The organism is Alcaligenes sp. 13f, from assembly GCF_020496585.1.
Taxonomy (GTDB): Bacteria; Pseudomonadota; Gammaproteobacteria; order Burkholderiales; family Burkholderiaceae_B; genus Alcaligenes; species Alcaligenes phenolicus.
In genome coordinates, this window is record NZ_JAHKKC010000006.1 from 160011 (window position 1) to 172652 (window position 12642).

13 protein-coding genes are annotated in these 12642 nt (G+C 55.4%); 3 read left to right on the top strand and 10 right to left on the bottom strand.

Annotation, left to right across the window (positions count from 1 at the left end; all coding sequences use genetic code 11):
* Window positions 1-11: 11 nt before the first annotated feature.
* The 5 genes from KOE80_RS07060 to KOE80_RS07080 form a co-directional block, all read right to left on the bottom strand.
* On the bottom strand, window positions 12-569 hold the full coding sequence (locus tag KOE80_RS07060; RefSeq protein ID WP_226348724.1) for an ureidoglycolate lyase: 558 nt from the start codon (window positions 567-569) through the stop codon (window positions 12-14).
* 94 nt (window positions 570-663) lie between these two features.
* The gene (locus tag KOE80_RS07065; RefSeq protein WP_226348725.1) at window positions 664-1956 is read right to left on the bottom strand and encodes a TRAP transporter large permease; all 1293 of its coding nucleotides are present in this window, start codon (window positions 1954-1956) and stop codon (window positions 664-666) included.
* A gap of 3 nt (window positions 1957-1959) precedes the next feature.
* Entirely contained in the window at window positions 1960-2499 is a 540-nt protein-coding gene (locus KOE80_RS07070) for a TRAP transporter small permease subunit (protein WP_226348726.1), read from the bottom strand.
* Between the two features lie 161 nt (window positions 2500-2660).
* Window positions 2661-3695, bottom strand: coding sequence for a TRAP transporter substrate-binding protein (locus KOE80_RS07075; protein ID WP_226348727.1), 1035 nt, complete (start codon window positions 3693-3695; stop codon window positions 2661-2663).
* 68 nt (window positions 3696-3763) lie between these two features.
* On the bottom strand, window positions 3764-4438 hold the full coding sequence (locus tag KOE80_RS07080; RefSeq protein ID WP_226348728.1) for an RraA family protein: 675 nt from the start codon (window positions 4436-4438) through the stop codon (window positions 3764-3766).
* A 123-nt stretch (window positions 4439-4561) separates the two neighbouring features.
* Between KOE80_RS07080 and KOE80_RS07085 the strand changes: the two genes are divergently transcribed.
* From KOE80_RS07085 to KOE80_RS07095, 3 genes are all read left to right on the top strand, one after another.
* Window positions 4562-5467 (top strand): LysR family transcriptional regulator, encoded by a 906-nt coding sequence (locus KOE80_RS07085; protein WP_226348729.1) that lies wholly within the window; start codon window positions 4562-4564, stop codon window positions 5465-5467.
* 224 nt (window positions 5468-5691) lie between these two features.
* Entirely contained in the window at window positions 5692-6513 is an 822-nt protein-coding gene (locus KOE80_RS07090) for an NAD-dependent epimerase/dehydratase family protein (RefSeq protein ID WP_226348730.1), read from the top strand.
* 38 nt (window positions 6514-6551) lie between these two features.
* The gene (locus KOE80_RS07095; protein ID WP_226348731.1) at window positions 6552-7445 is read left to right on the top strand and encodes an SMP-30/gluconolactonase/LRE family protein; all 894 of its coding nucleotides are present in this window, start codon (window positions 6552-6554) and stop codon (window positions 7443-7445) included.
* A gap of 54 nt (window positions 7446-7499) precedes the next feature.
* On the opposite strand, the gene KOE80_RS07100 is transcribed toward KOE80_RS07095, so the two are convergent.
* The 5 genes from KOE80_RS07100 to KOE80_RS07120 all read right to left on the bottom strand — a co-directional run bounded on the left by KOE80_RS07100 (window position 7500) and on the right by KOE80_RS07120 (window position 12639).
* Entirely contained in the window at window positions 7500-8642 is a 1143-nt protein-coding gene (locus tag KOE80_RS07100) for a porin (RefSeq protein ID WP_319002385.1), read from the bottom strand.
* A 171-nt stretch (window positions 8643-8813) separates the two neighbouring features.
* Window positions 8814-9668 carry an ABC transporter ATP-binding protein gene (locus KOE80_RS07105; protein WP_413228923.1) on the bottom strand — a complete coding sequence of 285 codons (855 nt, stop codon included), beginning with the start codon at window positions 9666-9668 and terminating at the stop codon, window positions 8814-8816.
* A complete protein-coding gene (locus KOE80_RS07110; protein WP_226348733.1) occupies window positions 9665-10561 on the bottom strand; it encodes an ABC transporter ATP-binding protein in 897 nt (298 codons plus the stop codon). The genes KOE80_RS07105 and KOE80_RS07110 overlap by 4 nt, the downstream gene beginning before the upstream one ends.
* A 72-nt stretch (window positions 10562-10633) precedes the next feature.
* The gene (locus KOE80_RS07115) at window positions 10634-11548 is read right to left on the bottom strand and encodes an ABC transporter permease (protein ID WP_226348734.1); all 915 of its coding nucleotides are present in this window, start codon (window positions 11546-11548) and stop codon (window positions 10634-10636) included.
* Window positions 11549-11586: 38 nt separating this feature from the next.
* Entirely contained in the window at window positions 11587-12639 is a 1053-nt protein-coding gene (locus KOE80_RS07120) for an ABC transporter permease (protein WP_226348735.1), read from the bottom strand.
* Between the last annotated feature and the right edge of the window lie 3 nt (window positions 12640-12642).

Consider the following 12642-nt stretch of genomic DNA (forward strand, 5'->3'; position numbering starts at 1 on the left):
ATCGCCTTGATTTACAGCGACACCGTGTCTCCTACGTGTATTTCGGTCTGGTGTGTCTTGGCAAAATCAATAAAGGCCGTTTGTGTCGGCACAGGCCCTCCTGCCAAATGACCTTCAATTTCCTGCTGAGTATGTTCGTCGGTCAGAAAAGCCAGATCAATATAATCCGCATCGACGGGAAAGCGAGCCAAAGAGTGCCAGACATTACGCCACAGCAACACCCCATGATTGCCTTCAATATGGAATGCACGGACATGTTCAGGCGCAATGTCGCCTGTGCCATCACCACATACACCCACCACCATAATGAAAGCCGTCCCGCCCAATGGGAAAAAACACTGCGTCACTTGCAAGTGTTTCTCCATGACTGAAAACTGGCGTCCTTTGTCGTGATAGCGGTTAAACATGACCAGCGGTTTGGCCCCTGCCTCGAACGGTAAAAGCCAAGACTCCACGGCCCCCGAGGCCAGATTGGCCGCCGTGCTGTCTTGCGGACGACGAATGATCTTTCCATAAGGAGCAAATTCAGCCTCCGAAGCAGGCTCAATCTTCACGGTGTGCAAATTCATAGCGTTAGCCTCCACTACTTTATTTTTAAAAATGCTATAAAAAGGCCCAAGCCTGTTTACGCAGCCTGGGCCATCCATTACTACAACAAAGTGATTACGATACAGATGACATTTGAGTCGGGAGCCACAAGGCCAATTGTGGGAACACCAGCAAAATACCCAGCATCAACAACAAAATCAGGCAAAACGGCAAGGCGCCATAAATCACATCAATAAACTTGCCCTCGCCACGAATACTGTGAACCACGAACAGATTCATCCCGAAGGGTGGCGTCAATTGACCCATCTCGCACAACAAGATCAACATCACACCAAACCAGATCGGGTCAAAGCCCAAAGCCATCACAATAGGCACCGTCAAGGGCGCCGTTGTCACCAACATGGCCAAGGTATCCATGAAGCAACCTAGCAAGATGTAAAACAGGATGATGGCCAGCATGGTGCCCATCGTAGACAATTCCAAACCCGTGACAAACTGCACCAACGAGGTTGTCAGGCCAATGGAGGACAGCACGAAGTTAAGAAAAAATGCGGACAGTGTAATCAGGATGATCATGCCAGTGGTACGCATGGTCGATTCAAACGCACGACGCAACGTAGCGATGGTCAGCGCCTTCTTGTACCAGGCCAGCAAGAGTGCTGCGATTACCCCTAAAGCAGCCGATTCACTAGCCGTTGCAATACCACCGTAAATCACACCGATAACCAAGGCAAAAATAGCCAGTGGGGGGATCAAATGCAGCAGGCTTTCAATACGCTCACGCCAGGTCACCACAGGGCGCTCCCCAGCCAAGCCTGGGCGTACCAGACACGCGCAGATAATCAGCAGGACAAACAGCCCGGCCAGCACCACTGCGGGCAAGGTCGCGGCCAGATACAACTTGGGAACCGAGACATTGGCAATCAGGGCGAACACAATCATATTGATTGAGGGCGGAATTAAAATGCCCAGCGTGCCACCCGCCGCAATCGATCCCAGGAACAAGGGCGCGCTATAGCCCGCCTTGCGCTGTTCGGGCAGGGCCAGCGTAGAAATGGTGGCCGCCGTAGCAACGCTAGAGCCACTGGTGGCCGAGAACAAGGCGGACGCCCCGATATTGGCATTCATCAAGCCACCCGGCAGCCAAGACACCCACTTGGCAACCGCAGCATACATCCGCCCGGCCACGCCTGAACTGACCAACAACTCCCCCATCAAGACATAGAGAGGAATGGCCACCAGCAAAAATTCGGCACTAGAGCCCCAGGCCAATTCACCAATCGCATTGGCGAGGGGCAAAGGCGAAAACAATTCCGACAAAGCCAGACCTAAAATTCCAACACTGGCGGCCGCAGCAACGCTCAGTGCCAGCAGACCCAGCAACAGAATAACGGTAGTTGACAACATGATTTATTTCTCCTGCTTCGCCTGATTTGCCGTTGCGACGTACGCAATATCGTCCGGATGGACCTCTTCCTGAATCTCTTCTTCAACCGAATGAATACCGATTAAACGGCCAACATCACGCGATTTGCGCTTAGCAAGCAACCATATGGAACACGCTAGCAGGACCACGATTGTGAACAGAAAAAACAAATACCCGGCGAACCACAATGTTTGAGGGATCCATTGCGGTACTTGCAACGGTGTATTAGAGACGGACTTGAACATGATGGAGTCCATCAGCACCTGCCAGGCGTGATAGGTCACCACGCCGATAAACACCCCCAGGCACAACATGGCAAACAGATCAAGGGCAACCCGGACGCCTCGCGGCATGTGGGTATACACCACATCAACCCGAATATGGGAGCGACGCAGCAAGGTAATGGGAAATGCCCACGCACTGACAATAGCCAGCACGTACCCTGAAATCTCATCGGCTCCGCCCAAGGACCACCCCACGAACTTGCGCAGGAGCAGATCCACCACAATAAGCGAGGACGACACCACTAAGCAGATGCCTCCAATCCAAGTACCAAACCCGGCTACTTTATTCAACACGCGCACCGGCGCTAAAGTCTCTCGCTCCACACCCACTCCTTCTCTTGTCTTATCCTTCGTGACGCACGCATTGGGCAACTGCCCCGCGTGCGTCGCCCTCTGCTGACTTACTCGATAGTGACACCGACGACTGCGCCGACCGTATCATTCCATTGACTTACGCAGTCCTTGCCACAACTCTTGCCCCACTGCTGAGCAATGCCCTGAGCCACTTTGCGCAGCTCTTCTTGCTCCTGCTCGGTAGGTGCCGCCGCCGTCATGGATGCTTTCTCGTGAATCTGGCACTCAGCTTGACCCGTGTTGCAGGACAGGGCGAAATCGTTCTCGCGCTTGGTCTCTTCCCACAGACGATCCTCCAGCACCTTGGCCTGCTCTTGCAAGAAAGCCTGGACAGCCGGATCAAGTCGCTGCCAACGCTTCATGCCAATGCCGTAGAAACCAATCGACCAATCAATGGGCAGGTTGTAAAGATTGTTGGCCACTTCAAACCACTTGGCGGCATTACCCGACCCAATACCCGTGACCGCACAATCGATCACGCCGGTTTGCAAGGCGGTTACGACCTCAGCAAAGGGCAAAGTCACCGGCGTGCCGCCCAACGCGCTGACATAGTCGGCCATATTGCGACCACGAGTGCGGATCTTGCGTCCTTTCAACTCACTTAAGCTAGAAACAGGTTCACGGCAAAAAAACACCTGTGCGGTATAGGCAATGGTCGAGAGCAACTTGATCCCGTGACGCTCACTCATGCGCTGGTCCAGCACAGGGCGATAAGCCTGGGCAATTTTGCGTGCGGTATCAATATCGGGTGCCATGCCTGGCAAATCCACCCCTTCAAACAAGACGTCATCGCCACTCACATAGGCAAAAACGCCCATGCCAATATCCAGCGCACCGGTGCGCATCAAACGAATCACTTCCGGCCCTTTCAAGCCGCTTTCAGAAAGACCCGTTAAGTCTGCGGTAATCTGCCCGCCGGAGGCCTCTGGCAAGGTGGTATCCCAGAACGGTTTTTCCACTGCGCCAAAGGTGTAGTTATGACTGCCGCCGCCCACAACTTTGAAATGGGTCTTGGGCAAATCAGCGGCCATCGCCCCTAGGTGGGCAGTAGCCAGCAACATGGCGCCTATGATTGTTTTCATGAATCTCTCCTCCCTGCCATCTGGCAGAATGTTGAACGTGGAAACCAAGACCCCACGTTCTGTTCCTTTTAGACCGTGCTAAGCGCGCGATTGCGCTCGATAATGTCACGCGATCCCACGATATCGGGAAACTTCTCCCCTGCTCGCAAACGGGCCAGCGTCAGCTTCTCCCGCTCTTGAAAATCAATCGCTTGTTGGGCGGCGGCGTGTATGTGCTCGCGAGGCAAGACCAGCACGCCATTTTCATCCGCCAAGATGGCGTCGCCGGGACGTACAGAGACGCCACCGCAGTTGATGGTGCCGCAAAATTCGCCATCCAGCCCCAACACACGCGTCGTCACCACCGAGGGGCCACGCGACCAGACCGGCACGCCGTGCTGACGCAGCTCCCCCAGATCCGTCACCAAGCCATCAACGATCAGGGCGGCCACACCAGCCTGCTTGGCCGCATAGGCCATCGCCCCGCCAAAGCTGGCCGTCACGGCTTCACCGCAGCGATCAATGACCAGGACATCACCTGGACGCACACAGCCCATAGCGTGATGCAAAATACCGCCGTCCGTGCCCGGCATCTGTACCGTCACCGCCGTCCCGGCCACGCGTATATCCTGGCTGTGAGCACGAATGCCCGCATCCATAAAACCCATGGATTGAAAATGACCAATAGTGGCGGGCTCTGCACGAGCCAGAAAGTCGAGATCTTGAGCCGGAATGGAGGGAGGTAATGCGTGAATCAGATACATGCCAGATGTGTCACTATAATGAAGGCCGAAGGAATAGCGGAACCAAGTGCAGGGCAGAATATCACGCAAGATTCGGCCGCTAATAATCAATAATCTCCGCCAACTTGAGAGAATTTTTTTATCATGCGGATTACCCTAAGTCAGTTGGAAGCCTTTTATTGGGCCGCGCATCTGGGCAGCATTCATGCAACTGCCCGGCACTTGCATCTATCGCAACCTGCCATCTCTGCGCGTATCCGCGAGCTGGAAACCACGCTGGAAGCGCAACTGTTTGAACGCTCACGACAACGCGTCACACTGACCGAAACCGGGCTGGCTGCATTGCGTTATGCAGAACAGGCGCTGCACAGCAGCCGCCAATTGGAACACTTCCGTAAAAGTCGCGATCTAACCGGCAAACTGCGTATTGGGGCGGACGAATGTTCGGCAACCGTGGGCTTGACCGCTGTCATCACCCAGATCAAAGAGCACTTCCCCTCGCTGGATCTGGAAATTACGATGGATGTCGGTTCCATTCTGAACAGCAAACTCAACGCCAAAGAGCTGGATGTGGCTCTGTTGACCAACCCCTCTACCGGGCCGGAGATTACCAATCGCTTCCTGGGCTGGATGCAGTTTGCCTGGGTGGCCTCGCCCTCACTGCCTATCCATGCCGACCCGTTCCGCCCCCAAGATACGAATGGTATGAGTATTGCCACGCACTCGGCCCCGTCAACGCTCCATGCTGTTGTAGAAAGCTGGCTGACAGCAGGCGGCGCACAAATCCAGTCTCTTAATACCAGCAACTCCCTGTCCTTAATTGCCAAGCTGACTGCATCAGGCAATGCCATTTCAATTTTGCCCCTGCCCTTATTGCGCGACATGATTGCTCATGGCACGGTGCGCACACTGCCGTGCGATCCTCGTATCGAGCCGGCACAATTCTATATTTCCTACCTGACGGCAACGCATAATTCCCGCATTGATGCCATTGTGGAAATTGCCTGCGATACCTTGCTGCGCATGAACTTTTTGACACCTGACCCCTGATCCGCCACCCATTTGCAGTGGGCGAAATTACGGCGGCCTTGGATCAAGCGCATCAGGCTGAGCTGTTTTATATCTTGCCCCACTGCACCGGCACGTGACCTAACAATAAAGATCGGTCAAACACCTTGATGCGGTTTGGCCTTGATTTACTCTTCCACCATGCCATATGATGTCATACAAATAACCATCAAGACATACTACTACCTAACAAAGAGACATTCCCTATGACAAACACAAGCTTGCCTCGCCCTCTTTTCCATCGCCTCTTACTGACAGGTGCTGCTGGCGGTCTGGGGGCAGAACTACGACAACGCCTGCCCTCTTATACCCAAGTGCTACGCCTTAGTGATCGAGCCGAACTTGGCACGGCACAGCCCCATGAGGAAATTTGCCTGGCTGAGTTACAGGACAAAGAGGCTGTACTGTCCTTGCTAAAAGACGTTGATGCCGTCATTCATCTGGGCGGCATTTCCACGGAGCAGCCTTTTGACCTGATACTGCAGGCCAATATTGTGGGCGCCTACAATCTCTATGAAGCGGCCCGCAAGCAGGGTATCAAACGCGTTGTGTTTGCCAGCTCAAACCACGTGACCGGATTCTATAAGCAAAATGAAGTCGTCCATACCCAGTCCGCCCTACGACCAGACTGCCTATACGGCGTGAGCAAAGCGTTTGGCGAAAACCTCGCCCAGTTCTATTACGACCGCTATGGTATTGAAACGGTCAGCATCCGTATCGGATCCTCCTTCCCTAAGCCACGAGACCGCCGCATGTTAGCAACCTGGCTCAGTTACGACGACCTGGAGCAACTGCTGATCCGCGCCCTGACCACACCGTGTGTTGGGCATACCATCATCTACGGGGTATCAGACAACGCGATCCGCTGGTGGGACAACCGACACGCCAGTCATCTGGGCTACAAACCGAAAGACAGCTCGGATCTGTTCGAGGCTGAGGTTCAGGCTCAACACTCCCTGGCCGAGCCTGATGATCCTGCCGCCCTATTCCAAGGCGGCGCTTTTGTGCGCACCGGCCCGTTCGACTGACCCCAACACGCTCACTGAGCCATTTTTCAAGGATGATCATGACCTCAGCACCCTCCAACGCCTCACTGCTGGTCAACACTCAAGACATCGTGGGTGAAAGCCCGGTCTGGTGCGAAAAAACGCACACGCTCTGGTGGACCGACATCGATGCCCAGCGCCTGCACGCACTTTCCTGGGACAAGCAGCAGATTCAAACCTGGCCTCTTGATGAGCCTGCCGGCTGCATTGCCCTACATGCCCAAGGCGGCCTGATTGCTGCCATGACCAGCGGTATTTTCCGGCTGGTGCCCCGATCGGACGGCCGATTTAACCACCAGCTCCTGCATCAAGCCCAACATCCGCACGACAATATGCGCTTTAATGATGGCCGCACGGACCGGCAAGGCCGATTCTGGTCTACCACCATGGTGAAAAAAATGGGTCTGGCGCAAGCGGCTGGGCAATTGTATGTCACGCAAGACGATCAAACCCGCCTGGTTCTGGAGGGTTTCATCACCCCTAATGGCAGCGCCTTCAGCCCGGACGGAAAAACCTTCTATTTATCTGACTCACATCCCAGTGTCCAAAAAGTTTGGGCGTTTCCCTTACACGACGACGGCACGCTGGGGGATCGACGTCTGTTCATTGATATGAATGACTACCCTGGTCGGCCGGATGGCGCCGCAGTCGATGAGGATGGCTGCTATTGGATATGTGGAAATGATGCAGGGCTGGTACATCGCTTTACGCCGGAAGGTCAGCTTGATCGTTCTATTACCGTGCCAGTCGACAAACCGGCCATGTGCGCCTTTGCTGGCCCACATCTAGATACACTGGTTATTACATCGATCCGCCCCCAAAACGTCCCTAAAGGGCAAGAAGAACTGGCGGGAGCGGTTTTTGCCATTCGGCCAGGCGTTAAAGGCTTGGCCGACACCCCCTACATGAGCTGAGCCCAGCCCTTGTTCTGCCGACGCCAGTCCTGCTGGGCTGACGTCGGCATGATCCTAAAAGTTCTTACGTAGCGCTATTTCCCAGCCCGTTCCGGTATTCCGACCCACGGCCGCATCCTGATAACGATCATGTAGCACCGACACATTGACCGATGTCTGTTTGCTCAGCGGATAGGCGTAACCCACGCCCAGGCGGTGGCGTTGCCCGTCTTTACGACGATCCACACCATTCATATAACGCTGCATACTGGCTTGATAGGACGCACGCGCTTCGCCTGGTCCCATCGGGATGCCAAAACCTACTGTGTAGGTGCGTGCGCGTCCTTTATCTGTGACCCCAATATCCCAGCTATGTGCCGCAATGCCATACAAACGATAGGCATCCGTTTTATACAGAGCTGCTAACGCCGCGGTCTGCCAATGATCCGCTGGCGTCCCCCCCTTGGCCTCGCTCGTATCCTGCTGCCAGGACACAGCCACCGTCCACCCCTGATTCATGTACTCCATCGATACGCCATAGGCATCTTTTTGGTCTTGGCCTTCCCGAAACGAGTACGCTGCCGAAGCGCTAAAGCCCCCAAAATACGCCGATCGTAACGCCAAAGTGTTATCCCATTTCGTCACTTGTGCGGCACCGCGCCCACCCATTCCTGCCAGGGTATTGCCATCAAAGGCTTCAAACCGACCATTCACCCCCCGGTCATTAATGGGGCTGCTCATACGCCCCATACGCAAACTGCCCATCCCCTCTTTTTCCAGCCCTAGCCAGGCTTTGTCTTTCCAAAGCTGTTCGCCATCCTGCTCGCCCGAATACCCATAAAAACGGTTTTCAAACTGAAAAAAAGCCTTGAACCCATTGCCTAGATCCTCTTCCCCCTTAATCCCGAACCGGCCGCGCGAACTATCATCCATATGCAGATCCGAGCTACGCGCCCCCGCTTTAACATCCTTCATATTTCGCAAGCCCAAATCGATCCGACCATACAACACACTGCCACTGGCATAGGCTGCCCCGCTGTGTCCGACAGCCGCTGCCGCCAAGACCAAAGCACACACGACACGAGGGCGGACCGACCTGCCCCCAGCCGGTATAACCCGCCTGTCTTGAACTGGGCCCCTGCCCGTGTGCTCCCGCAAGATAACAAGATAGCTCATGGTTTTGTCTCCATTTTCTTCTATTGACAAGGCGCCTGCCATCGACCAAACAACCCGTCTTCCCTGTCTTTGCGCAGGCAAAGCAACGCCCTTGCACCTGATCAGGCGCAATAGGCGTCAAAACATAGTGAAGAGCGCCTCTGGCTAGCTGTACGTGCCGAGGCATCAAATGAAAGAGACAGCCCCGTTACTTCAGGGAGCTGCTCACCGAGCTTAGGCAGGCATGGCTTTTCCCACTGCCTGTCGGGTGCTCGGCCCGGCAATGCTGAATTCGTCTCCGGCCACAGCCGCTTGATCCAGCTCACCCGTCACGCATTGACTGGCGTCAATCAGCAAGCGGGTATAAGGGTGCCGCGCCGATGCACTCGTTAACGTATGCACATCCAGCACGTCGACAATTTCACCGGCCTGCATCACGGCAAGACGATCACACAAATGAGCCACCACACTCAGGTCGTGGGACACCATCAGATAGGTCAACCCCTGTTGAGCACGCAAATCCGCCAGCAAATTCAGAATTTCTGCCTGCACGGAGACATCCAGCGCCGAGGTCGGCTCATCGAGCAGCAGTACTTTCGGCTCCAGAATCAGGGCGCGAGCAATCGCCACTCGCTGACGCTGCCCCCCTGACAACTGATGAGGAAAACGGTCCCGAAACGAAGTATCCAGCCCCACTTGCTGCAAGGCCGTATCAATACGCTCATCCCGTTGATCCATGCGATGAATGGCCAAGGGTTCTAACAAAGCGCGGGCCACCGTTTGACGAGGGTGCAAAGAACCATACGGGTCCTGAAACACCATTTGCACCAACCGGCAACGCTGAACATCCAGTTCATCCGACAGCGCCTGCCCGGCAATTGCCAACTGACCTCGTCGATGCGGCAATAAACCGGCTAGGCAACGCAATACCGTGCTTTTTCCAGAGCCCGACTCGCCCACCAGACCAAAGGACTCTCCAGGGCTGATCGACAGGTTCACGTCCTTCAAGATATGAATGGGCCGTTGCCTGCTACCAAAGCTCAAATGCAAATGCTGTATCTCGATCATGCTTGTGTGTTCGGTCCTCATGCCGCGACTCCTACTGTTGACGCATCACGCCACGCAGGATCACGTTGCAAGGTGGGCAAACGCGCCTGTCGTTGATTCAAGCGTGGTAGGGCCGCCAACAATCCCTGGGTATACGGATGCTGTGCCTGATCCAGATCGGCTGCGGCAATCGATTCCACCACCCTGCCGGCATACATCACCAGGACCCGGTCACAAAAATGGCGAACCAGATTCAAGTCATGACTGATGAAAATCAGCCCCATACGGTGCTCGCTGACCAGCCTGTCCAGAGTCGACAGCACTTGTTGACGCACAGATACATCCAGTGCTGAGGTGGGCTCATCGGCAATGATCAGTTCAGGACGTGTGATCATCATCATGGCAATCATGATGCGCTGCCCCATGCCGCCCGACACTTCATGCGGATACAAGTCATACACACGTTCTGGATGACGGATTTGAACCGTTTCCAGCATGCCCAAGGCCCGTTCCCGCAGCTCTTTTTTACTGAGTCGATGATGGACCCGATAGGCCTCGGCCACCTGCTCGCCCACCTTGATGACTGGATTCAACGAATACTTCGGGTCCTGCAAAATCATGGAAATACGTTGACCACGAATCGCCTGCATCTGCCGTTCCGGCAGTGACAACAATTCAGTCCCCCCCAAACGACAACGACGCGCCGTGATGTGCGCTGAGCGTGGATGCAAACGCATGATTGCCCGGCCTACCGTGGACTTGCCCGAGCCAGACTCCCCTACGATAGCCAGCTTCTCACACCCCAGTGTGAACGAGACCCCACGCACGGCATGTACCGGACCGTCCTCACCGGCGAACCGGATATGTAAATCATCCACCTCCAGCAAGGGCTGGCCTGGCACATCCGCCAGCGTTAACTGCGGTTCCTGCATCATCGGTCTCCTTATTTCTTTTTTCCCAGCAACCCCGCCTGCTACCGCGGCGCGAGCATATACCTTCCCTGCCTTTTACGCCCGGGGGTCCAGCACATCCCGTAAACCATCACCCAATAGATTGAAAGCCAAACTCACGATGAAAATCGCCGCCCCAGGCACTGCAACCAGCCACCAGCACTCCAGCATGTAGTTACGCCCGGTCGAGATCATCGCACCCCACTCTGGCACAGGCGGCTGCGCACCCAAACCCAAAAAACCCAGACCGGCTGCCGTCAAAATGACACCCGCCATATTCATGGATAAACGAACGGCAACCGAAGACAAACAAAGCGGCGCAATATGGCGAAACAAAATACGCGCCGACGAGGCACCTTGCAGGCGCACCACATGAATGAAATCGGCATTACGCAGTGATAAGGTTTCAGCCCGTGCCAAACGAGCAATAGGCGGCCAGGACGTCAAGGCAATCGCCAAGACCGCATGCTCCAGACCGGGCCCCATCGCAGCGACAAAAGCCAACGCCATGATCAGGCTGGGAAAGGAAATGAAGATATCAGTTATGCGCATCAAGATAGCTTCGATACGACCGCCAAAATATCCGGCAATAACGCCAATCGCCAGTCCAACCGGCCCCACCAGCACCGCCACCATGCTGATGATGTAAAGCGTAATACGCGCCCCATACACCAGACGGCTGTACACATCGCGGCCATATTCATCCGTACCTAGCCAATGCTCGGCGCTGGGCGCTTGCAAGGCATTGACCAGATCTTGGCGTACAGGATCGTGCGTCGCCAACCAAGGGGCAAACAAGGCGACCAGCACCAGTACCACGATCACGTAAAGTCCCACCATCGCCAGGCGGTTGCGGCGTAATTTGCGCACCGCCTGAACCAAGGGATGAGACGCCAGACGCCGCCACAATACGCTGCGCTGGGCCCTGTCTGCGCCATGCAGAGTCGGGGAAGAAGTCAGATTTCCTGCCATGGGTATTCCTGTCAAAAAGTCGTGAAGAGAATCAACACTCACGCGGGGCGAGTACGCGGGTCCAGCACGCGATACAGCGCATCGGACAGCAGATTGAGTCCAATAAAAATCAGGCCAATCACCAGGACGCTCCCCATGACCGCGTTCATGTCGCCCAGCAGCAAACCGTCAGTCAAATAGCGGCCAAATCCGGGCCAAGCGAACACGGTTTCAATCAGCACCGCTCCCTCCAGCAAATTGCCGTAAGCCAACGCCACAATCGTCAACAACTGCACAAGGATGTTGCGAAACGCGTGACGCCACACGACCTGGCGTTCGGACAGCCCCTTTACCCGCGCCGTCAGGACATACTCCTGTGACAACTGCGCCAACATGAAGCTGCGCGTCATACGTGCGATGTACGCCATGGAGTTCAAGCCCAGGATTGAAGCTGGCAGCAACAAATGATTAATGGTGCTGCGAAAGGCCTCCCAGTTACCTGCCAAGGCCGAGTCCAGCAACAGCATGCCGCTGCGACGCGGCACCAGACCGTCGAACGCCAGATCAATACGGCCCACGCCCCCCACCCAATTTAGCCAGGCATAAAACACCAGCAATCCCATCATGCCCAGCCAGAAAATAGGCGTGGAGTACCCCACCAGACTCAATACCCGCACCACCTGGTCCTGCCAGCGTCCCTGCCGTGTTGCCGCAAACACGCCTAACGGGATGCCGAGCACCGCACCGACCACAATGGCGACACTGGCCAGCTCTAGCGTGGCAGGGAACACGCGCACGATATCGGCCACGACGGCGTTACCCGTCAAAATCGCGTCACCCAGGTCTCCCTGTAGCAAACCTTTCAGATACAGCCAGAACTGCGTCAGTAAGGGCTGATCCAGACCCAGCTGCCTATACACCTGATCGTAGGTCGATTGATCCGCATCCGGCCCAACAATGGACAAGACCGGGTCCAACGGCATTACCCGTCCGATAATGAATGTCAGGGCCAACAAGCCCAACAACGTGATCACCACAGACATCAATTTTCGAATGGCAGCCGCCACCCACACCGCGCTGCCCGCCCCTGGGGCCAAGGCTATCTGAGACATAAT